Origin of the sequence: Marinobacter sp. (genome assembly GCF_048269445.1) — a bacterium.
Classification (GTDB): Bacteria; Pseudomonadota; Gammaproteobacteria; order Pseudomonadales; family Oleiphilaceae; genus Marinobacter.
Genome location: NZ_JBLXIQ010000002.1, coordinates 48,228 through 70,876, shown reverse-complemented (window position 1 = coordinate 70,876; position 22,649 = coordinate 48,228). Strand labels below are relative to the sequence as shown.

At 57.8% G+C, this 22,649-nt stretch carries 16 protein-coding genes; 8 read left to right on the top strand and 8 right to left on the bottom strand.

The window, feature by feature from the left end; all coding sequences use genetic code 11:
- Positions 1-141: 141 nt before the first annotated feature.
- From ACN0XM_RS03640 to ACN0XM_RS03620, 5 genes are all read left to right on the top strand, one after another.
- Positions 142-1,362: a polyhydroxyalkanoate depolymerase gene (locus tag ACN0XM_RS03640; RefSeq protein ID WP_417565566.1), complete on the top strand. Its 1,221-nt coding sequence runs from the start codon at positions 142-144 to the stop codon at positions 1,360-1,362.
- A gap of 112 nt (positions 1,363-1,474) precedes the next feature.
- Entirely contained in the window at positions 1,475-3,394 is a 1,920-nt protein-coding gene (locus tag ACN0XM_RS03635) for a PHA/PHB synthase family protein (RefSeq protein WP_417565565.1), read from the top strand.
- 126 nt (positions 3,395-3,520) lie between these two features.
- Positions 3,521-4,642 carry a metallophosphoesterase family protein gene (locus ACN0XM_RS03630; protein ID WP_417565564.1) on the top strand — a complete coding sequence of 374 codons (1,122 nt, stop codon included), beginning with the start codon at positions 3,521-3,523 and terminating at the stop codon, positions 4,640-4,642.
- Positions 4,639-7,296: an AAA family ATPase gene (locus tag ACN0XM_RS03625; protein WP_417565563.1), complete on the top strand. Its 2,658-nt coding sequence runs from the start codon at positions 4,639-4,641 to the stop codon at positions 7,294-7,296. The genes ACN0XM_RS03630 and ACN0XM_RS03625 overlap by 4 nt, the downstream gene beginning before the upstream one ends.
- Before the next feature lie 410 nt (positions 7,297-7,706).
- Positions 7,707-7,922, top strand: a complete 216-nt coding sequence (locus ACN0XM_RS03620) for a fibronectin type III domain-containing protein (RefSeq protein ID WP_417565562.1) — start codon at positions 7,707-7,709, stop codon at positions 7,920-7,922.
- A 34-nt stretch (positions 7,923-7,956) separates the two neighbouring features.
- Here ACN0XM_RS03620 and ACN0XM_RS03615 read toward each other — a convergent pair whose 3' ends face one another.
- The 4 genes from ACN0XM_RS03615 to ACN0XM_RS03600 form a co-directional block, all read right to left on the bottom strand.
- Entirely contained in the window at positions 7,957-10,524 is a 2,568-nt protein-coding gene (locus ACN0XM_RS03615) for a CHASE2 domain-containing protein (protein WP_417565561.1), read from the bottom strand.
- Between the two features lie 33 nt (positions 10,525-10,557).
- Positions 10,558-12,195, bottom strand: coding sequence for a FecR domain-containing protein (locus ACN0XM_RS03610; RefSeq protein WP_417565560.1), 1,638 nt, complete (start codon positions 12,193-12,195; stop codon positions 10,558-10,560).
- A complete protein-coding gene (locus ACN0XM_RS03605; RefSeq protein WP_417565559.1) occupies positions 12,188-12,922 on the bottom strand; it encodes a response regulator transcription factor in 735 nt (244 codons plus the stop codon). Before ACN0XM_RS03605 ends, ACN0XM_RS03610 begins: the two co-directional genes overlap by 8 nt.
- Positions 12,923-13,033: 111 nt before the next feature.
- Entirely contained in the window at positions 13,034-15,217 is a 2,184-nt protein-coding gene (locus ACN0XM_RS03600) for a DNA topoisomerase 3 (RefSeq protein ID WP_417565558.1), read from the bottom strand.
- A 281-nt stretch (positions 15,218-15,498) separates the two neighbouring features.
- Here ACN0XM_RS03600 and ACN0XM_RS03595 point away from each other — a divergent pair, with 281 nt between their 5' ends.
- Both ACN0XM_RS03595 and ACN0XM_RS03590 read left to right on the top strand, forming a co-directional pair.
- Positions 15,499-15,852 carry a BolA family protein gene (locus tag ACN0XM_RS03595; protein WP_417565557.1) on the top strand — a complete coding sequence of 118 codons (354 nt, stop codon included), beginning with the start codon at positions 15,499-15,501 and terminating at the stop codon, positions 15,850-15,852.
- Entirely contained in the window at positions 15,852-16,475 is a 624-nt protein-coding gene (locus ACN0XM_RS03590; RefSeq protein ID WP_417565556.1) for an L-threonylcarbamoyladenylate synthase, read from the top strand. Before ACN0XM_RS03595 ends, ACN0XM_RS03590 begins: the two co-directional genes overlap by 1 nt.
- A 9-nt stretch (positions 16,476-16,484) precedes the next feature.
- Here ACN0XM_RS03590 and ACN0XM_RS03585 read toward each other — a convergent pair whose 3' ends face one another.
- Positions 16,485-17,150: a hypothetical protein gene (locus ACN0XM_RS03585; RefSeq protein WP_417565555.1), complete on the bottom strand. Its 666-nt coding sequence runs from the start codon at positions 17,148-17,150 to the stop codon at positions 16,485-16,487.
- 282 nt (positions 17,151-17,432) lie between these two features.
- Between ACN0XM_RS03585 and ACN0XM_RS03580 the strand changes: the two genes are divergently transcribed.
- Positions 17,433-19,064 carry a methyl-accepting chemotaxis protein gene (locus tag ACN0XM_RS03580; RefSeq protein ID WP_417565554.1) on the top strand — a complete coding sequence of 544 codons (1,632 nt, stop codon included), beginning with the start codon at positions 17,433-17,435 and terminating at the stop codon, positions 19,062-19,064.
- A 5-nt stretch (positions 19,065-19,069) separates the two neighbouring features.
- On the opposite strand, the gene ACN0XM_RS03575 is transcribed toward ACN0XM_RS03580, so the two are convergent.
- The 3 genes from ACN0XM_RS03575 to ACN0XM_RS03565 all read right to left on the bottom strand — a co-directional run bounded on the left by ACN0XM_RS03575 (position 19,070) and on the right by ACN0XM_RS03565 (position 22,488).
- The gene (locus tag ACN0XM_RS03575; RefSeq protein ID WP_417565553.1) at positions 19,070-19,648 is read right to left on the bottom strand and encodes a Tll0287-like domain-containing protein; all 579 of its coding nucleotides are present in this window, start codon (positions 19,646-19,648) and stop codon (positions 19,070-19,072) included.
- Positions 19,649-19,747: 99 nt separating this feature from the next.
- Positions 19,748-20,422: a spermidine synthase gene (locus tag ACN0XM_RS03570; protein WP_417565552.1), complete on the bottom strand. Its 675-nt coding sequence runs from the start codon at positions 20,420-20,422 to the stop codon at positions 19,748-19,750.
- Between the two features lie 779 nt (positions 20,423-21,201).
- Positions 21,202-22,488 carry a DUF2254 domain-containing protein gene (locus tag ACN0XM_RS03565; RefSeq protein WP_417565551.1) on the bottom strand — a complete coding sequence of 429 codons (1,287 nt, stop codon included), beginning with the start codon at positions 22,486-22,488 and terminating at the stop codon, positions 21,202-21,204.
- Positions 22,489-22,649 lie beyond the last annotated feature (161 nt).

The window sequence follows — 22,649 nt, the reverse complement described above, 5'->3', positions numbered from 1 at the left end:
TCGCGTTGATAAGCAAACAGGCGTATGCTGAACGCATTGTCCAGAATATCTGGCCTGGCCGAAGGGGTCGGGAGGCAGTATCCAGGGAATGGGAGCAGTGGCACAGATAGGGACCAACTGAACTCATCCAGGATCATGCGCATGATGATGTACTATACGCACGAAATGAGCCGTCTTGCTCTGACTCCGGCCCGCATGCTGGCCAGCACCCAGAGCAAGATGCTTCGTCACCGGCTGAATCCCTGGTCCAGAGTACCCGGAACCCGCAGTATTGCCTCGGCGCTCAACGTGTTTGAGGATCTTACCAGACGCTATCCCAAGCCTGCCTTCAATCTGGAGACAACGGTTTGCGACGGCGAGACGGTTCTGGTCAACGAGACCATCGTCAAACGCAAGCCCTTCTGCCAGCTGAAGCACTTCCAGCGCAACATTGATCGTCCCGAAGACCCCAAACTGCTCATCGTGGCGCCATTGTCCGGCCATTTTGCTTCGCTTCTAAGAGGCACTGTGGAAGCCATGTTGCCTGGGCACGACGTTTACATTACAGACTGGCGGGACGCCAGTATGGTGCCGATTACGGAAGGCAATTTCGGCCTCGACGACTACATTGATTATGTTATTGAGTTTATTGATCACATTGGGCCTGATACCCACGTTCTCGCAGTTTGCCAGCCGGTCGTGCCCGTGCTGGCGGCAACAGCGCTGATGGCTCAGGATGATCACCCGTCGGCCCCCCGTTCTCTGGCCCTGATGAGCGGCCCGGTAGATGGACGTGTTGATCCGACAGAACCCTGCGAGTTGGCCAGCAAACACAAACTTTCCTGGTTCAGACGCAACCTGATCCATAGTGTGCCGGCGCCTTACCCGGGCACCATGCGAAAAGTTTACCCCGGATTTTTACAGCTGACGGGCTTCATCAATATGAACTTCGACCGTCACCTGGATGCCTATCGGGGACTGTTCAGGTCTATTCGCGATGATGATGCGGAAGAGGTTGCCCGCCACCGAGAGTTCTACGACGAATACCTGGCGGTAATGGATCTCCCCGATGCCTACTATCTTGACACCATTGAGCGTGTCTTCCAGGAGTTTCACCTGGCTCGTGGCTGCTTCAAGCACCGTGGCAGGCTGGTCGACCCATCTGCCATTCGAAAAACGGCGCTGATGACCATAGAAGGCGAGAAAGACGATATTTCCAGCCCCGGCCAGACTCGTGCCGCCCACACACTCTGCACCAACATTCCGGACGACCGCCGCGTGCACCACTTGCAGCCGGGAGTTGGCCATTACGGCACGTTCAACGGCCGCCGCTGGCGAGAGGAGATTGCTCCCAGCCTGCAGAGATTCATTCGCAAAGCCTGAGCGGAACACCGCTCAGGTTTCTTGTTGCCCCCGCTTCCCTCTGCTAGTTTGATTTCATTGCTTCCAACGATATTTCAACAAGGCAGTACTGGTGAATCGAGGAAAAATATCCATGTCCACGAAACCCGTCAAGTCACCTTCCGGTGGCGATGAGGAGTCCCAAGGCGTTCGTAAGTCCCTTGTCAGCGCCGGGAAGCATGGTGGCCGGCTGCTTGCGCGCTCTGTGCTCAGGCGCTTGAAAGGCGGCCGCCCCAACCCGGTCAGTCTGAAGAGTATGGCAACACCGTTCGTTCGCTTTACCATGAAATTCGCTTCCCAGCCAGATGCAGTTATTACCGCTCAGATGCGGCTGGTGCAGAACGCGACCATTCTGGGAGGCGGTGCGATGACCAGCCTGATCAGCCGGGAGCCGATGCGAGTAGCCGCACCCGAACGAGGAGATGGCCGCTTCAAGGATGATGCCTGGACGGATGTCGCCTACTTCAATTTGCTCAAGCAGGCCTACCTGATGTCGGACCGGTGGGTCAGCGACACTATTGATGATGTCCGGGGTCTTGATGACCACGACCGTCGAAAAGTCCGCTTCTTTACCAGCCAGATCACTGCTGCGCTTTCACCCAGCAACTTTGTTCTGACCAATCCCGAAGTGCTGCGAGCAACGGTCGACAACCGGGGGCGCAACCTGGTGCGTGGCTTCGCCAATTTTCTTCGGGATCTTGACGAAGCTGATGGTCAGCTCTCGTTCAGAATGACAGACCCGGATGCCTTTGAGGTTGGCAAGAACCTGGCCGATACCCCGGGTGATGTCATCTATCAAAACGATCTGATGCAGCTTATCCAGTACCGGCCAACCACGGAGACAGTGCATCGCCGGCCGCTTCTGGTGGTGCCACCCTGGATCAACAAGTATTACATTCTGGACCTGGGCGCCAAAAAGTCGTTCATCCGCTACTGGGTCGAGAAAGGCCATACGGTGTTCGTTATTTCCTGGGTTAACCCGGGAAAGGAGCACGCGAGCAAGGGCTTCGAGGATTACATGCTTGAGGGGCCGGTAGCGGCCCTGGATGCCGTTCAAAAAGCTACCGGTGAGAGGGAAGTCAACACCATCGGTTACTGCATCGGCGGGACACTGTTGGGTTGCGCACTCGCCTGGCTGGCCGCCCGCGGCGACGATCGCGTGAAGAGCGCCACCTTCTTCAACAGCCTTCTGGACTTTTCAGACGTTGGCGATCTGGAGGTATTCATTGACGAGGACATGATCCAGAAGATGGAAAAGGCCATGAAGAAGCAGGGCTATCTTGACGGCACCTCAATGGCGACCGCCTTCAATATGTTGCGCGCCAACAGTCTGATCTGGTCTTTCTTTATTAACAATTACCTGCTGGGCCGCGACACACCGCCTTTTGACCTGCTGTACTGGAATTCAGACTGCACCCGGCTACCAGGCGCCATGCACAGTTTTTACTTGCGCAATATGTATCTTGAGAATCGTCTGGGTCAGCCTGGCGGCATCACTCTTGCCGGAACGCCGATCGATCTTTCACAGGTCAAAGTGCCTGCCTATTTCGCTTCGGCCATTGAGGATCACATTGCACCCTGGGCGTCCTGCTACAAGGGGGCACGCTATCTGGGCGGCCCCGTTCGTTTTGTGTTGGGTGGTTCTGGCCATATCGCTGGAATCATAAATCCGCCGGAAAAACACAAATACGGCTATCGAATCAACGAAAACACGGATCTGTCACCGGATGAGTGGCTCACCGGAGCGGAGCAGTTTGAGGGCTCCTGGTGGCCAGACTGGGTCAAGTGGGCCGAGCAGTTCAGTGGCGGTGAAGTTCCGGCGAGAATGCCGGGAGACGGCGAGTTGCCAGTCATTGAGCCGGCGCCCGGCTCCTATGTGCGCAATCAGCCGGCACCGGAAGCCCCCCTGCAACGCAAACCCAAGGCCGTTACTGCCAAGCGTACAACCCGAAAGCCGGCAGCGGCGAAATCGGCCCAAAGCCAGAAAAGCCGCAAACCCGTCAAAGCAGGCTGAGTTCCGGGTTAGCTCGCTTGCTGCTTTTGCGGCATTATTTGTCGCTGACTGTCGGTACGATATCTGTTACAAAGTTCCCGGTGGCTTTAACAGCCCACGGTTTCGTACTGATCCAGGAAAGGTAACATGCCCACGTTCTTACACACCGCGGACTGGCAAATGGGGCGGGCGTTCAGTCGCTTCGAAGCAGAAGACGGCGCAGCTCTGGTTGAAGCCCGGTTTGAGGTCATTGAAAAAATCGCACGGCTGGCCAACGAGCGCCAGTGCGACGCGGTCCTGGTAGCGGGGGATGTCTTTGATGCCCAGACTGTCTCGGACCGAACCATTCGCCGTGTTTTCAACGCTACCAGGTCGTTCAAAGGCCCCTGGGTCATGCTGCCCGGCAATCACGATGCTGCGTTGGCGGAAAGCGTCTGGACACGAGCGAAGCGCCTCGGCGCGGTGCCAGATAATATCCATCTGGCTCTGGAGCCGGGCGTTATCAATCTCGAACCTCAAGGCCTGGCGATCCTCTGCGCCCCTTTGACGCAACGCATCACCTACAGTGACCTTACGGAAACCTTCAACACCTGTGAAACCCTGGAAGGCCTGGTCCGGGTTGGCCTTGCCCATGGCAGCGTGCAGGGCCTGCTGCCGGACGAGATTGATTCCACTAACCCCATATTGCCGAATCGTGCAGGAACAGCCCGCCTGGATTATCTCGCCCTTGGTGACTGGCACGGTACCAAGCAGATTGATGAGCGCACCTGGTACAGCGGTACACCCGAGCCGGAGCGGTTCCGGAACAACGGCGCCGGCTTCGCCTTGATCGTCAACCTGCCCAGGCCAGGAGAATCACCGCAGGTAACGCCCCTGGAAACTGCCCGTTACCAATGGCACCAGTGGCGGGAAATCCTGACTGTTGAATCTGATCTGGACCAGCTGCTGGATAGGCTGCAGGCACTACCAGAGCCTTCCGTGGTTGATCTTCGCCTGGAAGGTTCAATTACCCTGGCCGGTGAGGAGAAACTGATTAACGCGCTGTCCGTGGCGGAGGCCCGGTTCCGGAGTGTCCAGTGTGATCGAAGCGGGTTACAGCTGGAGCCGACCGATGACGATATTGCCGCACTGAAGGCGGATGGCTATGTAGGGGAAGTGATTGAACACCTCAGGACCCTGCAACAGAACGTCGACACTGAAACCGCCCGAGATGCACTCGCCATTCTGGCGGCGCTGCTGAAAGACCGGAAACGGGAGGTCAGCGAGTGATACTCCGTCGCCTGCAGGTGGAGCAGCTTCGCCAGTTCCGGCAGCCATTTGTCATGGACGATCTGGAGCCGGGCCTCAACCTAATCCATGGCCCTAACGAGTCCGGCAAGAGCACGCTGGTGAGGGCCATCCGAGCTGCCTTTTTCGAGCGTTACCGGACCAGCTCCGTTGATGATCTTCGTCCCTGGGGCGATTCTGCCGCAGCTCCGACCATAACGCTGGACTTTGACGCCCAGCAGAAGTCCTGGCATCTGGTCAAAAGCTTTCTCCAGCGCAAACGTTGCGACCTAAAGATCGATTCGGACAGCTACAGCGAAGACGAGGCCGAAGAAAAGCTCGCGGAACTCTTGGGCTTCCAGTTCTCCGCCAAAGGCGTTAGCAAACCCGAGCACTGGGGCGTACCCGGGTTGCTGTGGGTTGAACAGGGAACCGGACAGAACATCGAACAGGCGGTAGAGCATGCCGGCGGCCACTTGAAATCCGCACTCAATTCCCTGGTCGGTGAAGTGGCCAGCACCGGCGGTGATGAACTGATCGAACAGGTCAAAGCGCTCTGGAGTGGACTTTTTACACCCACCGGCAAGCCCCGTGGCGATTACCAGAAGCTGGAGAAGGAGCGGGAAGAACATCAGCGGGAAATCGACGAACTGCAGGCTCGCATCCAGAAATACCAGGAGCAGGTAGACCGGCTTGGGAAACTGACGCAGGATTACGAACGCACCCGGCAAGAACGCCCCTGGGAAGAGGCCGAGCGGCAACTTGAACAGGCGAAAGAGCGGTACCGGCAAGTCGAGGCGCTGGAACAGCAACAGGCCCGGGATAAAGAAACTCTGACCCACCTGCAGAACAACCAGCAACTGTTGTGGCAGAACCAGGAGCAGCGGCAGAGCCTGAACAAGAAACTGGACGTTCGCAAAGCAGAACTGGATAAAGCCCAGCGGGAACTGGAGCAGGCTGAAGCCCGCAGCCCCTCCATTGCGAGCAGCGCCAAGGCAGCGAAAACCGCTTACGAGGAGGCCACCAGGCGGCTTGAACACGCGCGACTGCAGGAAATCCGTTCCAGGCTCGAGCAGGACGTCTGCCGGCTCGGACAGCAGAATCAGACGTTGACCCAGAGCCTCGAGAAAGCCCGTCAATATGAGCAAGAACTGGCGCAAGCGAGGGAGCAGTCGCGGCAGAATCAGGTTGATGCAGCGGAAGTGAAAGTTCTGAAGAACACTGAGCGTCAGCTGAAAGAAGAGAAAATCCGGTCGCAATCCATCGCAACCCGATTAACGTGGAGGCTTGAGCCGGGCGCCAGACTGGCGCTGAACGAGGAGTCGCTTGAGGGGCAGGGCGAGCGACAGCTGCTCGAGGACTCCAGTCTGGTGATACCGGGTGTGGGCACGCTGGGAATCACCCCGGGTGGTGAGGACCTCGCCAGTACCCGCCGTAAACTCGCTGCGCTGGAGCAAAGCCTGACCGAACAAATGACCGCTCTGGGTGTGGACTCCGTCCAGCAGGCCGAGCATCGCGCGGCAGCCCAGGAAGCGGCCGAAAGGACGCTTCAGCATACCCGCGAATTGCTCAAGTCTGTCGCACCGGTGGGCATCGATCAGCTCCTGGCGGACCAGAAAGAAACGGAATCCGAGCTGGAAAAAGCCAAAGCCCAATTGCAGCGCAGTCCCTCGCCAGAGCCGGAACAACAGTCTCAGGTTATTGACGTGAAGTCTGCAGAGGTCGGACGAACCCGGGCCGAAACCCGGCTGGCGGAAGCCGAGGCCGAGGAACACAAGCACCAAACGGAACTTTTGACCCGCCGCCACGCCCGCGACAATGGACAATCCGAGTGGCAACAGCTGCAGGACGAAGTCCAAAACCCGGAGCACCAGAAACAGCTCCGGATACTCTCGACGGAGCTGGCGGAAATTGAGGGCAAGCGGGAGCGTCTGGAAACCACCCTGAAGGCCCGTGAGCAAGAGATACAGCAAGCCCGACCGGCGATCCTGAAACAGGACATCGAACGCTACCAGCGCAGCATCAGCAACCTGCGCCAGACCCAGGAACAACGGCACCGGGAACTGAGAGACATACAGGTAAGGCTGGAAGCCTGGGGTGCCGAAGGCCTGGAAGAGCAATTCAACGAAAAAGTGGCCGAGCTCGAGCAATGCAACCGCCGCTACCAGGAACTGCATCGCCGCGCCCAGGCGCTGAACCTTCTGCTCTCATTGCTGACCGAGAAGCGACAGGCACTGACCCGGCGCCTGCAGGCCCCGCTGCAAAAGCACCTGGACCACTACCTATCACTGCTGTTCCCGCACGCCACCCTGGAAGTGGACGAACACCTGAGGCCAGGTACCTTCACCCGGGGAACCGAACTGGGGCAGATCGCCGAACTGAGTTTCGGTGCCCGCGAACAGATGGGTCTGATCAGCCGCCTGGCCTATGCAGACCTGCTGCGCGAAGCTGGAAGGCCCACCCTGGTGATACTGGACGATACACTGGTACATAGCGACACAGACCGCCTGGAAGACATGAAGCGCATTCTGTTCGATGCCGCCAACCGCCACCAGATCCTGCTGTTCACCTGCCATCCGGAAAAGTGGAATGATCTGGGTGTGGCGCCCAGGGATATTCTGGCCATGAAAGAGCAGGCTAACGGTACCCTGGGATAGAAAACAGCCAAATGACAGTCACCGGTTGCAAGCATTGTTGGGGGCAATCCCCGCGTTACCAGCGCCGACCTCGTTATTCAATAGCCTTGCACCGACAATAACTTGACGATTTCGTAACTTGGAAAGTGACAGACTTCACATCGATAATCCGCACCGTTTTATAAAATTTCACAAATTCGATGAGATAATGGTGCCGGATGTACAAAAAACGCGTCATAGAAATGTCATCGGCATGGATTGCTGCGTTTACTTTAGGGATTTTGCTTACCGGTTGTGGCGGGAGTGGTTCTTCTGAGTCTGCCAGTGCGGGATCACAAGCCGGTTCCAGTGGATCGGGTTCATCGCCCGCGCGTACTGCGGTTCTAAGCTGGAGTGCGCCGCTCACTCGGGTTAATGGCGACAGTATTCCAATGGGCGAACTGGACAAATACGTAATCCGGTTCGGTCAGGACACCGATAACCTCAGCGAAAGAGTGGTTGTCACCAATGCGGCTTCGGAGGCCGAGATGTCATACGAAGTGGGCGGCCTGGGGAATGGCACCTGGTATTTCACGATTCAGGTGGAGGATATTAACGGGCTGATCAGCGAGCCCTCTGAAGTGGTGAGCAAGTCCGTAAGCTCCTGACATGTCCAGCCCGTTAGCCTGAAGGTATGTGGCCTCAGGCCAGCGGGTCGGCAATCGGCAATTTCAGAGTGAAGGCAGAGCCTTCACTCGGCGTGGAGGAAACCGAAATTTCTCCTCTGTGTTTCTCTACAACGGTCTTCACGAAGGAAAGACCAAGTCCGGTGCCATGCACTCCGGCCAGCTCGCTGCTTTTTTGACGCCGGTAACGGTCAAACAGATATGGCAGCTCTTCGGGGTCTATGCCAGACCCTTCGTCGGCGATGGTCAGGCACGCCTGATGCCCCGCTCGAAATACCTGAATGTTGACTGCGGAGCCTTCGGGGCTGTACTGAACCGCGTTAGTGAGCAGGTTGATCACCGCTCGCTCCAATAGCTCCGCGTTACCCCTGAGCCAAAGGTCTTCCGTACCCTGTAGCTGAAGCTGTATCTGTTTCTCCACCGCTTGCTCACTGACGCTGTCCCGGGCGTTTTCAACGATGGCGAGGAACTCGCATTCGTAAAACCGGGTTTCAGTAAGCTGCTCGGCCCGGGCAAGCTGCACGAACTCCTCGGCCAGGTGATAGCTTCGCCGGGCGAGCCTGCCCAATTGCTCCAGCTGCTTTTGTTCAATATGGCTGGGGTCGCGTTTCAGCTGTTCAATCAGCGCTAGCTGAGACACCAGAGGCGAACGGACATCGTGGGAAATGAAGTCGATGGCCTCGCGATGCTGGCGCTGCTGCTCCCGCAGCTCCGAGATGTCGGAAATATTGGCAATGATGCCTTGCTGGTCGCTGTCAGGTAGCGAAAACGGGGCAAAGTGGATCAGGAAGTCCTTGTCGCGAATTCTCAGGTCCACGGTGCGGCTTTGCCGCAGTGTCAGGGTATCCGACACCGTTTCATGCCAGGGTGGGGTTTCCCGGGGGTCGTGGCCGTCAAGGAGTCTGACGAGAGGCAGGCCCCCCAGGCTGGGCATGGGCTCCCGGAACCATTCCTCGATATGACCGTTGGCGAAGCGGATAACGCCCAGTTCGTCGGTGACGATGATGCCATCTGGCATTCGCTCAAAGCTCCGGCGGATGAACTGCTGCATGTGATTCATCCGATCGGTGGCAACGCGAACTCGCTCGATCCTTGCAGAGATGTTCTCGCTGGGCCGGGCGTTGCGGTTTGCCCGTGCTGTCTGCTCAAGATGGAGCCTGCCAAGATAGCGCTGGATGGCTTCACGGCCAAGGTCGTTTGGCAATAACAGGCCAAGGTGGTAGCGAGTGCCTCCGCGTAAGAGTTGAATCCAGCTGCGGTTGCTGTCGTGGAGCCAGTGGCCAGGTGTCAGATCTTCCGGAATGTCGGCGGGGCAGAGTTCTCGTCTGGACAGAGTGTCGCCTTCTTCTGTGAGGAGCCATCCGGTGGGCTGGAGCAGGGCCTGGAAATGCTCTAGCAACTGTGTTGGGTGACGGCCTGATGGTGCAGGCAAGGCAACCTGGGGGCTTTTGGCCAGATCATCCAGTTGCCGGTTCAGGAACCGGTTGGTCATGGCCAGACGAAGGCCGCTGGATACCGGAAAAGCGAGGAAGGGAACGATTATCGCACTGGCGATTGGTACCCACCATCCGAGAGCCAGAAGCATGAACAGGTAAAACCCGGCCAGTATAACCACGGTAGTTGCGCATGCCAGGAGGGTTCGTGCAGGTCGCATGGGTGGCAATGCAAGTGCGGACACCAGAATCGTTGCCAATGCCAGAAAAACGGATGCCCACACCGGGGCCTGGCGAATAAGCAGGCCTCTGGCCTGGGCAGAAAACACATTGGCGTGGAACTCCACACCGGACATGGGGCGGCTGAGGCCGGAGAAGGGCGTTGGCAATATGTCTCCAAAGCCTGCGGCCGTGGCACCGACAAACACGGTCTTGCCGTTGAAAAGTTCCGGTGCCGGTGGTTTAGTCAGTACCTGAGCGAACGAGTACGCTGGCAGAGAGCCCGCACCGCCGATCAGTGGAACTGCTCGGTACTGGTCCCGCACGTTCACGTAAGGCGGTATGTCTATGGTTTCTGAACGTTGCGGGCCTGCGCCCGTGGCAGCCAGGGAAAGACTGGGCCAGAGACGCTCGCCCAGGCCGTTATACGAGTAAAGTCCGCGAGCAACACCATCGCTGTCTAGCTCTACATGGGCGTGGCCAAGGCCTGCCGCCGCTGAAGCAAGATTACTGACCGGCAGTTGTTCCCTTAACAGGTACCGGGAGGTGGGCGGTGAGAGGTAGGCAGGCAGAATCACATTGCCGTGGTGCCGCATCTGTTCTGCTAGTTCATCATCGTCTGGTGAGGGCTCGGTGAACAGGATATCGAACACGATGGTCTCGGCGCCCGCCTGGTCGAGTTTGGCGATCAGTTCCGCGTGCAGATTCCGGGGCCATGGCCAACGGCCCAGACGGTTCAGGCTGAGTTCGTCGATGGTTACCAGAACAACGTCATCAGAGGCCTGCACCGGGCTGGCGGTGATGGCCCTGTCGTAAAGCCAGTAATCGAGGCGCTGGGGCAGTGCGGTGATCTGGATGAGCAGAAGTAGTGCCAGCAGTATCAGGCCCAGTGTCCAGGGGGTCGTTTTTATTGGCAGCCAATCCCGGTTCATGAGCCCTGCTGTGTGGTTCGGTCGATCAAAGGATTATTCCAGGTACAATTCCCTCCCAGGGCCCCAGCGGCTTTGCAGCGGACCATCAGAAAGAGCTTTCAGGCGCACAAAATACCGCCTTCCGGGAATCAGACGCAAGGCTGCTGTTGTATCAGACAGCGTTGCTTCCTTGATGATGTTGTTGAATTCCGGCTCTTCGGACAGCTGCAGGCGGTAATCTGTGGCCGTGACGATCTTCTCCCAGAACACCCGCACCTGTCTGTCGATATAGTTCACGCTGATGATGCGCACCGGCGGTAGGCTGCCATTCACCACAAGTTGCCGTGGCTCAGTGGTGGCCACGGAGTTACCTCCGGCCTCAGTGACAACGCGCCAGTAGTATTTACCCGGCCCGAGAGGACGTGATGGTAGTGCGGAGATTTCCGGTGCCCATTCACTTGTGGCGACCAGGTTCCGGAACTCTTTGTCTTCGGCGATTTCCACCCGAGCCACTTCGTTGTCGCCGTTGAGCTGCCAGCGAAATTCTGGCATGTCATCGTTGACGGTATCACCGTCTGAGGGTGATACCAGGCTGGCAACTCTGGCCTGCAGGTCGACTTCGATTGGAATCACGCCGGGCATACCGGCAGTGCCGCGGCTGTCCAGAGCGGCCAGATGAATTTCGTAGCTGCCATTGTCCAATCGGCCGATATCAAAGCTCTTGCCAGTAACTTTCCGGCTCTCCACCCATCGGCCGCTGTCGGCCTCAAAGATGTCCACCCGGTGCAGGGGGGCTAGGCTTTCCTGCCAGGTCATGGTTGATGGCAATTGGGTCAGTGTGGGTGGCAGAGGATTGATTTCCGGAGCGGGCGGCAGGCGACGTATGCTCAGGCCATTGTTGTTATTGGTCGACAGGCTGGCACTGAAGCCGGCGGGAATACGGCGGGTTTTGCCCGGTGCGCCGAAGTCCACCTCGCCCTCGGTTACCTGCAGGCTGGTGCCGTTGGCTGAGGCCTGGAGGGCAAATGCGGTGCCGCGTACAGCGGCCACGGCAGACGGAGTTTCAATTTCAAAGCGCGCTCCGCCTTCCATCACCGGTTTTACCCGGGTGTGGATTTCTCCATGGTTAAGCCTCAGGCGGGTGTCGACCATACCGGCTTTGCCGTATTGGGTCAGGCGATTGAATATCAGGCGGGAGTTGGGTGAGATCCGTACTTCCGAGCCGTCGGCCAGTTCGATTGTCGCGGTACCAGAGGCAGACAGTATCTCGTCTCCGACACGAATGAGGGTGTTTTCGGTCAAAGGTATTTTACGGCCGGTGTTGCCCGAGATCAGTTGAACGGTTCCCGACACCGTGGTGGCCTTCGCTGGCTGTGGTTGGCGCTTCAGCCAGGCCAGCGGAATGCGAACGGCATCGCCGGCACCCAGGATGGCACCATTGCTGATCTTGTTGTACTGAAGCAGACGGCTGGCACTGAAGTGCTGTGCCAGCAAGTCGTTAGCCACTTCCGAGAAACTCTCGCCCGGGTGCAGGGTGTAGATCCACTCCTGCAACGGGCTGGCCAGCGAAACGTCAGACTGCCCGGCAGACCCACGGGTTACTGAGAGCTCTGCACTGGCCTGAAAAGCACAGGTAAGGAGGGTCACTATCAGCAACAGTCTAGACAGCCTTGCCACCCGAGTATCAGTCATTGGTTACTGTGTCTGTCTCAGGTGAATCGATATCCTGTTCCTGGGCTTTCATGGTTTCCAGCCGGTAGCCGCGCTGGTAAATGGTTTTGATCCGGAAGCCGTTTTCCGGATTCAGGCCCAGGCGCCGGCGAAGGCGGCTCATGTGGGTGTCAACGGTGCGGGTATTGATGTCGCGGGCCAGGCCCCAGACTCGTTCCAGTAGCATTTCCCGCGTAAGGAGGCGGCCCTGGTTCTGGAACAGGAACAGGGTCAGGTCGAAATCCTTGTCTGTCAACGTAAGCTCGTCACCATGCAGGGCAATGGTCCGGTGCTGAGTGTTGATTTCGAACGGCCCGTAGCGGAGTACTTCCTTCTCGCTGTCCGGATTCGTGCGTCTGGCGAGGGCATTGATACGCGCCACCAGTTCAGCCGCCCGGGCGGGCTTGGCGAGGTAATCATCGGCACCGGCGTCGAGGGCGCGGACGATGTCTGTCTCACTGTCCCGTTGGGTGAGGAACACAACCGGAATTGCCCAGTTCAACTGAGCCCGGACACTCTCAAGAACGTCGATGCCGGTCATGTCCGGAATCTGCCAGTCCAGGATCAGGAGGTCGTAACTGCGGTGCAATACCGCGCTCAGAAAGTTCTGGCCGGTTGGGAAGCTGTCGCAATGGTGTCCGCGCTCAGACAGAATCGACTGGATGTGCTGTGCCTGTTCGGTTTCATCTTCAAGCAAAGCAATACGCATTGAGTCTCTCCCGGAGTTTTGCTTTTTTGCCCGGCATGGTGCAGAGCTGTGGGCGGAGTGCTCTGCTATATCAACCAATTATCACAAAATGTGCATTTGTGTTCAGTATCGTTATGTAGACTTGCGTAAACGGACTGCGGGCTTTCCATTGTCGTCGTCCAGCGTTTGTCGGCAGCCGGGGAAATTACTGCAGCCCCAGAACCAGCCTTTTTTGCCTTTTCGCCGAACCAGGGGCGAAAAGCAGTGAGGGCAGGGTATGGGCTTCTGGCTGGTGCCGTCCTGGGGGCTGGACTCTTCCAGTGGGCGAGTACCGCGGCAGTCCGGGTAGCGGGTGCAGGCATAGAAGCGCCCGAACTTGCCGTCTCGCTCAAGCATGGGGGCCCGGCATTTCGGGCAGTGGGTCTGGTTTTCCGGTGCGGCGGTCTCAGGATCCGTGGGGCCGCCCGCTGGGCGGCCCTGGGGCCGGTTCAGGAAGCTGCGAATTTCCTTTTTCAGCGTTTCCAGAAATTTTTTCGGGTCCCCCTCGCCACGGCGAATGCTCTCCAGGGTAGCCTCCCACACCGCTGTGCGATCCGGAGTGCTGGCCGATTCGGGCAAGGAGCTGATCAGTGCCTTGCCTTTGTCTGTGGCGCGGATGTGCCGGCTATCCCGGTACAGATAATCCCGCTTGAACAGGGTGTCAATGATGGCAGCCCGTGTGGCTTCGGTACCTAGGCCATCGGTGTCGCGCAGAGTTTTGCGAAGCTCGGCATCCGTTACAAAACGAGCGATATTGGTCATCGCGGAGAGAAGCGTGGCATCGGTGAAGTACTGGGGCGGCTGGGTTTTCCGTTCGGTGATGGAGCTATCTTCGCAGAACACCGGCTCGGCTTTCTTCAGCCGGGGTAGTGGTGTTTTCTCCGGTTCTGTTCGCCCTTCCCGGAGTTTTATCTCCAGGGTTTTCCAGCCGGGCACCAGAATTGCTGTTTCCGTGGCACGGAACTGGTGTTCGGCCGCCCGAACCGTGAGCTTTCCTTCCCGGTGAACCGCGTCTGCTGCGAATTGCATCAGATAGTATCGGCTGATCAGGCCGTAGATTTTCTGTTCCGCCTCGCTGAGTTTGCCGTTGGGGGACGGCCGGCTGGTCGGAATAATCGCATGGTGGGCATCCACCTGTTTGTCGTTCCAGGCGGCGGTTTTCCGCTCCAGGTCGGCATCATCGCAGGCTTGCTGAAGATCCGGCGTCACCCGGCCGATTGCTCGAACTACCTGTTCCCGCTGGCCATAATGCCCTTCCGGCAGGTAACGGCAATCGGAACGGGGATAGGTGATCAGTTGGTGACGTTCGTAGAGATTTTGGGCGGTATCAAGCACGTCCTTGGCGCCCATCCGGAACAGTCGGCCAGCTTCGATCTGTAGCGCTGACAGGGAAAATGGCAGCGGCGGCGCTTCCGGCCGGTCGCGGAAACGGGATTCTGTAATCTTGCCGGGCCGGTTTTTTACGCTTTCTGCTATCTGCTCGGCCACTTCCCGGCTCAGTAGACGATTGTCTTCGTCAAGGTGGTTCTGGAACTGGTCGTCGGCCAGCCAGCGGGCGGTGAAGGTCTGCTGATCGGCATCTTCTTCCTGGGCCCTGAATCGGGCCTCAATCCGGAAATAAGGCTTGGGCTGGAAGTTCTCGATGGTGTTGTCTCGTTCAACCACCAGGCCAAGCACCGGGGTTTGCACCCGGCCAACGGAATAAACGCCCTGCTCTCCCTGTTGCTGATAACTGAGGGTGTAGAAACGGGTCAGGTTGATGCCGTAGAGCCAGTCGGCCCGCTGCCTGGCTAGTGCCGAGTGGGACAGGCGCCGGAATTCGCGGTTGTCTTTCGGGCTCTGGAGTGCTTTGGCTACGGCGGCCGGAGTTAGATCGTTGATCAGCACCCGGTTGACCGGTGCACTGGCGCCGCAATAGCGGATCACTTCATCCACCAGGAGTTGGCCTTCGCGGTCCGGGTCGCCGGCATGGGTGATGGTTTCGGCCTGTCGGATCAACGATTCGAGGACTTTGAGCTGCTGGCGTACGTTGTCTTTGGGCATCACTTCCCATTTTTCGGGAAACAGGGGGAGGTCTTCCAGGCGCCATTTTTTCCAGACCGGGTTGTAGCGGGCAGGTTCGGCTGGTTCCAGTAGGTGGCCGATGCACCAGCTGACGGTGGCCGCCTGTTCACCCTGGCCACAGCGAATCCAGCCCTGGCCTTTTTGGTGCGGGCCGGGCAGGGCGGCGGCGATGGCGCGGCCTAGGCTTGGTTTTTCGGCGATATACAGGTGCATGAGGTCTGGTGTTTTGGAAACGGGATGGGAATGTGGCGTTTTGGCTTTATGCTGTCAAGGTTCGGGTGGTGGCGCTATGTGTAGTAGACTGAAAACGTTGGCGGAGGCGGCTGTGAAGATGGCTTTCCCAAAAGACGCCGTGAACCCATCCTTGGGGGCTTGGTGTTGCCATCCCTGGCAACACACACTTTTGGGAAAGCCATCTTCACACCCGCTTCTTGCAAGGTGCCATTCGCCCGTATGATTCCGGGTTGAGATTCAGAAGCAGGAGTTGAACCGGCATGAAAATTCAAAACGCGATTGAAGCAAAATTGAATGAGGCGTTCGATGTGCGTCTTCTTCAGGTGGAAAACGAGAGCCACAAGCACAGTGTGCCGCCGAATTCTGAAACCCATTTTAAGGTGACGCTGGTGTCACCGGAGTTTGAGGGACAGATGAAGGTTCGGCGGCATCAGGCGATTTATAAGGTATTGGCCGAGGAGCTGGAGGGGGAGGTGCATGCGTTGGCGCTGCATTTGTATTCTCCGGAGGAATGGGAGGCTTCCGGCCAGGCGGCGCCGGAGTCTCCCAATTGTATGGGCGGTTCCAAGAAGGATCCGGCGATGGCGGCGCGAACCGCTCGGGGAGAGGGTTAATGAGTCAGTTTTTCCAGATCCATCCGGAGACGCCGCAGAAGCGTCTGATCAACCAGGCGGTGGATATCCTTCGCCGGGGGGGTGTAATCGTTTACCCCACGGATTCCGCCTACGCCATTGGTTGTCATCTGGGTGACAAGCAGGCGGCGGACCGGATCAAGCGGATTCGCAGGCTGGATGACAAGCACAATTTCACACTGATGTGTCGGGATCTTTCCGACATTGGCGTGTATGCAAAGGTAGACAACACCCAGTACCGGTTGCTGAAGAATTTCACGCCTGGGCCCTACACGTTCATTCTGGATGCCACCAGTGAGGTGCCGCGCCGGTTGCTTCATCCGAAGCGCCGGACTGTCGGCGTGCGTGTGCCGGACAATGCCATTGTTCAGGAGTTACTGGGCGAGCTCGGTGAGCCGATTATGAGCAGTACCCTGATCCTGCCCGGTGAGACGGAGCCGATGACCGATCCCTATGACATCCGGGATACCCTGGAGCATGAGCTGGATCTGATCATTGATGGCGGATTCTGCGGCATGGAAGCCACCACCGTGGTGGACTTCACCGGGGAGGCACCGGTGGTAACCCGGGTTGGCAAAGGCGACCCGGCACCTTTCGAAGTCTGATAACCGGTATCAGGCCCGGGCGTTCAGATTGAACGCGTACGCCCGGGTATTGCCCGCCGCTTCTATCTGCTCGGCGCCCACCGAGCGCCGCATGGTGTCGTACCGGTGAACCAGGTCCTGAAGGCCGTTAAATTGCTGGTTTTCGCTGATCAGGGTGTCCAGTAACGGGTTGTTGACTCCGTAGGCCTGGTTCAGCTTCAGTGCATTGTCCATGAAGTCGAGAGTCGGTTCGTTGACGCTCAGACGGCTGAACGCTTCCTTGAAGTTCTTGTTCACTTTGAGGTCTTTCTCAATCAGCGCACGGGTTTTGTCCGCAATCTTACCTTCCACCGCGACACTGCCGTTTTCATCTTTGCTCACGTTAAGCGCGGTGGCCGGGTGCAGATTGTATTCGGCAAGTTTGTGCCGCAGTGTCTCCCGCACAAAGGCAAGATCCTGCCCCACGGTCTGTTTGTAGTCGGCCATGGCAAGCCGGCGGGCTTTCAGGCGGCCGGGGTCGGCCTGGCTGTTATCGGAGGCTGTGAAGCGGTCATCACCGGGGGTCGGTTCGGCTTCTGCCGTTGTGTTCTGAGCTCTGGTGGCCAAGGTTTCAGGGCCTGTGGCCGGTGTCTGGCGCTTTTCCATGGCCTGCTGGAACTGGGTGCTCGCCCGGATCAGAGAAGTCAGTAGGGACATGGATGGTTTTCCTCCTTCGGCCCGCCGTGTTGCGGTTGCCGAACAGTCAGCGTCTGGAATGTCTGGTAGTCACCATTGAACCTCTGCAGCTTTCAGGCCAACTCTGATGCCACTTCGATTTCTCCTTTTTTAATCAGGGAATGTCCTTGACCGTTCGGCGATCTGATCTAAGTCAGGAAATAATTGACGCATCTCTATAAAGTTTGGCGCCGGTTAGTTGTCATTATGATCAGGAAAAATAATCGTCAAGCCGCCGGCTGAGCGGCTCCGTGTTGGGTTGCCATGAAAAAACATTATTCCATTCGTTTTCTGCTTCTCGCTGCCCTGGCGGCGGCTTTTTCGCTGGTGCTCGTGTTTACCGTGCTCTACAACGCGGATTCACAGCGTGATCATGTCGAAGCGTTCAGCCACAAGTATGTTGGCGGACTGGCCAAGTCATACTTCGACGGGCTGAACACCATGATGCTGACCGGCACTATCGGTAACCGGGATGTGCTTCGGAAAAAGGTAACGGCCCCGGAGGATGTGCTGGACGTGCGGGTAATTCGCAGTGACCACCTGAATCGTACCTTCGGTGCCGGCAACACCTCGGAACAGAAGCGAGAACCGCTGGACAAAAAGGCCCTGGCCGGTGAGCGGGTGGAGGCCTATTCCAGCAATGAGGACGGGCGAGTCTACACCCTGATTGAGCCGGTAATCGCCATGGAGAACTACCAGGGCGTGAATTGCCTCGGCTGTCATCAGGCCAAAGAGGGGGACGTGCTTGGTGCCATCCGGGTGGATTATTCCCTGGCAGAAAGCGATGCCCGGTTGCAGCAACAGCTGCTCACCAGTGGCGGGATCCAGGTGGCCATCTTCGTGGCGGTGTTTTTCCTGACGGCGGCGGCCCTGAGCCGGCTGGTGTTTTCCCGCCTGCGCCGGCTTCATGACCGAATGGATGAAATTTCCCGCAATTCCGACCTGACCATTGAGCTGGAAGTCACCCGTAATGATGAAATCGGCTCCGTCTCCCGCGCGTTCAACCGGATGATGGCGAAGATCCGCGAAAGCATGAACACGGTGATGGATAACGCCGAGCAGGTTGAACAGGCTGCTCGCAGTATTGCCGACAAGGCAGACACAACCGAACGTGAGGTCCTGACCCAGCGGGACAATACCGATCAGGTGGCCAGTGCGACTACGGAAATGGCAGCCTCCGCCGTTCAGGTGCGGGAAAATGCCATCCACACCACCCGCAAGTCCGCGGACACGGCGGAATCCGCCAATAAGGGCGAAGCACTGGCCCGCAATGCCGTGGAAGGCATCGAGGCGCTCAATACCGAAGTACAGAGCGGCGCGAAGCGGATTGAACAGCTTGACCAGCGCACCGGCCAGATGTCTGACATGCTGGAAGTGATTTCTAAAATTGCCGACCAGACCAACCTGCTGGCCTTGAATGCTGCCATTGAGGCCGCGCGGGCTGGTGAGCAGGGCCGTGGCTTCTCGGTGGTGGCGGATGAAGTGCGGGCGCTTGCCTCTCGCACCCAGGATTCCACTGAGGAAATCCGTAACACCATCAATGGTCTTAAGGGCGAAGTGGTGGACTGTGTGGCGACCATGCGCCACGCCTCGGAAATGGCTGAGAATCAGGTATCGGCGATTCTGAAGGTTGAATCCGAACTGCAGACCATTGCAGCTGCGGTGCGCGAAATCACCGATCTCAACCAGGAAATGGAGAGTGCGGCCAACGAGCAGAGCGACGTTTCCGAATCCATCAATCACAACGTGATCGAAATCAGTCGCTCAGCGGAGCAGACCTCCGGGGACGCCAAGGAGACTGCTCGCATTGCCGGCGATCTGCTGGCCATGTCGGAAACCCTGAGAAAAACCATCGAGCAGTTCCGGCTTGGTCAGGGCGGCCACGGAGGTCGATGATTCTGTTATGGAGCTAAAGTCTGTCTGGTCACTACGAACGCACCACGCAGATCACCTTCGGAAAATCCGGTAGCCTTGTCTTCAGGGTATAGTTCGGCGAGTCTGGCCTTCACCGCCGGATCAATCGACTTGCCATGACAGCCAAGGCAAAGCTTCTGTGTTGGGATCGCGCTCATATACTGAAATGCGGGCTGGCCTGAAGCTTCGGAAACCTGCCAGACCTCCACCGGTTTGCCGTTCTTTACCGGCTGCTTGTTCATTGCCAGCAGTTGAATCTCCTGCCAGTCCGTAGGGGCGTTTTCAGGATTCCGGACTTTCAGGCTGGTCCGGCTGATGGTCCATTCCTCGTTGCTGTTGTTGGCGGCAATTTCAGGAGCCACGGTATTACAGACGCCAATACCGTTGGCGAGGCCACCTTCTTTGATAGCGGCCTGAAGAGCCTGCTTTAATGAGCCACCAAAGGCTTTGACCATCGAGCGTGCCTCGGCAACCAGCTCTTCTGTGGGTTGTGCCGGCGGCTGAGCCACAGCAGACATGGAAAGAATCGAAAACAATATGGCAGTGGTGAAAATTGACTTGGTCATTGGGCACCTCCCTGGTGGTCTTGCTGGTTTGATCTAAGTATATGACACGATCGAGACAAGAGAGTTGAGCCAGGACAGGGTTTCAACGGGCCTTTAAGGTTACCACGCCAGCCAGATAACGTGACGGGCGCCCTTGCCTGGGCGCAGAGCCCGCACCGTTACCGGCTCCACAGCAAACCCTGCGCGGCGCAGCCTCTCGGTAAAGGCGTGCTCCGGGCCGGCGGACCAGTAGGCCAGGATGCCCTCAGGGCGCAGGGATTTCTGGGCGGCGGCGATGCCAGCCGGAGAGTAGATCCAGTTGTTCTCCTTGCGGGTCAGCCCTTCCGGGCCATTGTCGACATCCAGCAGAATGGCATCCCATTCGCCATCGCCACTTTTGAGCAATTCTGCAACATCACCAATATGAACGCTGGCCCTGGGATCGGCCAACGGGTTGCCAGCCGCAGAGCCCAACGGCCCCCGGTTCCACACCTCTACCTCGGGAACCAGTTCAGCCACTGTTACCCGCGCATCTTTGCCCAATGCTGATAATGCTGCAGCCAGAGTAAATCCCATTCCCAGTCCGCCAATCAGAACGCGGGGCGAGGGTTGATCGGCAATGCGCTCGCACGCCAGCGTGGCAAGCGCATCTTCCGAGCCGTGTATCCGGCTGTTCATCAGCTCACCGGTGGTGCCTGCAATCTTGATGGAGAACTCATCATTGCGCTGGAGCAGGCGCAGCTGTGTCCCCTTGCCGGGAATTATTGCGGTGCCGATTTCGTTGAAGCGGGCCATGTATGGTTCCGGATAGCTGAACGGGCTCGCAGTTTAACCCGACTGGACTGATTTGAAGAAGAAAGCCAGGGCGTTAGCTTTGATGAATCGGTTAGGGCAGGACATTTCGGCTGACAAGACCGTGCATCAGCGGTGCGTACGCTGGCGCACAGATTATTCCGTCACAAGCTGTCACCATTTCAATGAATTTTGGTAATAATAAGGAAGAACCATGAAACTCAGCAAGTCCATTGCAGCCGCTCTGTTTATGAGCACTCTGACGATCTCTCTGTCTGCTTGCGATCAGTAGGGTCCCGTCGAAGACGTCACCTGCGACTAGTAATTCCGTGCCTTCTTCGTGCAGCCTGTTCAAATCCCATAAAACTTGTTCTGATCCTGACGGCTCTGCTGCTGGTAATTGCTACGGCTCTCCCACTGATGCCCAAACAGGTACTGGCGGCTGAATCGCCTTCTGATGATGCCAGGCTCAGCCTGCTTGACCCGCGCGTCGGGCGGGGGGATGTACAATAGCTCTAACGCCAGGAACCCGCTCCTGCGCTGGCCACTCGATCATGTCTTCCACTCGGATCACTTCAAGCTCGTGCGGATGGGAAAAGGGCCCGCCTGGGTACCGTTTTCCGATTTTCATCGAACTGAGCCTGGAGTCCGGAGCAGAAGCCGGGCAGGAGGAACGGGATACGACCCCGGCGGAAGGTCAGCGGGTAGACGAGAAGATCGAGGATGGGAAGAGAGTGGGAAAATGATCCGATGGATGTGCTGGATCTGGAGGGCCGATTTATTCATGCCAACAAGCCAGCTGCCCGGCGCACAGCATCGATATCCTCCGGCAGTGACATGGCGCGTTCCGAGCGCGCCAGTGCCATCTGTGAGTGTTTTCTGGCGGCGGCGCCCATTGCATTGTCATCCGTTTTGGCTAACGCACAAAAGGCTTTCTGAAGCCGGATGGAAACTTCCACCATGGTCGCGCCGTCACGGGCGATTGCCGTAAAGGCATCGTCGAACAAGTCATCGACCACAAGCTCCGGAACCGCTACTCGGTCATATGTGATCTCCCGTAAGTTGTCCTTTTCAACCGGGGATTGCCAAAGCGTAAAGAGTCGTACCATTGTGCCAATGACATGGATCGCTGTACCCGGATCATTGATACCTGGTGACAGTGCCTTGTCAGCGATCTCTGCCAAGGCCACAAGCCCGAAGCGGGGATCATCTTCAAAGGTACGGTTTGAGCTGATCGTGAACGCTCTGGTAAGAGCCCCCGGCTTGAACGTTTCGTGCTCGTCAGTGCGCCCCTCAACATAAAGCAGCGGGCGGTGTGTGGTCGCAAAGGTGCCAGGTAGTGCGGTCACCACCACGCGGCAATTGAGTGCTTCCGCAAAGGATTGTAACGTTTCCAGATCAATATGCTGGACATAACCCACCGTGGAGGAACACACGGGCACGCCCTTGGTCCCGGCCTGATGCTGCGAGACTCTCAATGCGCCCAACGTGGGCGCATGGCGGCGACGATCCAGTGCGCGGTATGTTGCTTTTTCGACTTGCTCCATGGTGTTCACCACCCGGCCCAGCCGGGCGATTCTGTCCACCCAGCGAACGAACGTGATGATTACAATGGCAAACACCAGCAGGGTAAGCACGAAAACGGCAAATCGGCCCGCAGAGCCAAACATGTCATTCTGGATGGCAATCAGGGAAACGATACTGAAGATGAAAGCACCGATAAACGCCGACAATGCGTTCTGGGTAACGTCATCTGAAATAACAAGCGGTATGGACCGAGGTGTCGCGCCGGTGCTGGCGGATGCATAAGCGGAGACCATTGACCCTACCGCAAAAGTGGCGATAACCAGCATGCTGGACGCCATGATGGACAACAGGGACTCGACGGATTTGAGCGTAACTTCCGGCAAAACGCCCGAAAGCCCCAGATCGTCAGCCAGCCTGGCGATGAAAGTACCACCGATCGAAAGCACGCAAAGTATCAATGGCTTGACCCACAAGCGCTCTTTTATGCGGCTGAAAAAAAAGCGTAGCCTGTCCAGACTTACTAGTGGCGAGTGGGCCATCATTGCCTCCTGTGCAGTTACGCACAGAATAGCCCAGAACCTCTGTGTCGTGTGGAAAGTGCCGGTGGGCGAGTCACGTTATGCCGGCGGTGAGTCAATGCTTCAGGAAGAAGGGCGATGTGCCGCACACCGAAGCGTTCGCCGAGCTACGGCCCGGCGAACCA

What these genes read in the sequence shown, in the direction of transcription:
- ACN0XM_RS03585 (WP_417565555.1), bottom strand. Translation starts at nt 17,150, where the DNA reads ATGTCCCTACTGACTTCTCTGATCCGGGCGAGCACCCAGTTCCAGCAG.
- ACN0XM_RS03600 (WP_417565558.1), bottom strand. Translation starts at nt 15,217, where the DNA reads ATGCACCTGTATATCGCCGAAAAACCAAGCCTAGGCCGCGCCATCGCC.
- ACN0XM_RS03635 (WP_417565565.1), top strand. Translation starts at nt 1,475, where the DNA reads ATGTCCACGAAACCCGTCAAGTCACCTTCCGGTGGCGATGAGGAGTCC.
- ACN0XM_RS03565 (WP_417565551.1), bottom strand. Translation starts at nt 22,488, where the DNA reads ATGATGGCCCACTCGCCACTAGTAAGTCTGGACAGGCTACGCTTTTTT.
- ACN0XM_RS03640 (WP_417565566.1), top strand. Translation starts at nt 142, where the DNA reads ATGATGATGTACTATACGCACGAAATGAGCCGTCTTGCTCTGACTCCG.
- ACN0XM_RS03615 (WP_417565561.1), bottom strand. Translation starts at nt 10,524, where the DNA reads ATGAACCGGGATTGGCTGCCAATAAAAACGACCCCCTGGACACTGGGC.
- ACN0XM_RS03595 (WP_417565557.1), top strand. Translation starts at nt 15,499, where the DNA reads ATGAAAATTCAAAACGCGATTGAAGCAAAATTGAATGAGGCGTTCGAT.
- ACN0XM_RS03570 (WP_417565552.1), bottom strand. Translation starts at nt 20,422, where the DNA reads ATGGCCCGCTTCAACGAAATCGGCACCGCAATAATTCCCGGCAAGGGG.
- ACN0XM_RS03630 (WP_417565564.1), top strand. Translation starts at nt 3,521, where the DNA reads ATGCCCACGTTCTTACACACCGCGGACTGGCAAATGGGGCGGGCGTTC.
- ACN0XM_RS03605 (WP_417565559.1), bottom strand. Translation starts at nt 12,922, where the DNA reads ATGCGTATTGCTTTGCTTGAAGATGAAACCGAACAGGCACAGCACATC.
- ACN0XM_RS03610 (WP_417565560.1), bottom strand. Translation starts at nt 12,195, where the DNA reads ATGACTGATACTCGGGTGGCAAGGCTGTCTAGACTGTTGCTGATAGTG.
- ACN0XM_RS03620 (WP_417565562.1), top strand. Translation starts at nt 7,707, where the DNA reads ATGGGCGAACTGGACAAATACGTAATCCGGTTCGGTCAGGACACCGAT.
- ACN0XM_RS03580 (WP_417565554.1), top strand. Translation starts at nt 17,433, where the DNA reads ATGAAAAAACATTATTCCATTCGTTTTCTGCTTCTCGCTGCCCTGGCG.
- ACN0XM_RS03590 (WP_417565556.1), top strand. Translation starts at nt 15,852, where the DNA reads ATGAGTCAGTTTTTCCAGATCCATCCGGAGACGCCGCAGAAGCGTCTG.
- ACN0XM_RS03575 (WP_417565553.1), bottom strand. Translation starts at nt 19,648, where the DNA reads ATGACCAAGTCAATTTTCACCACTGCCATATTGTTTTCGATTCTTTCC.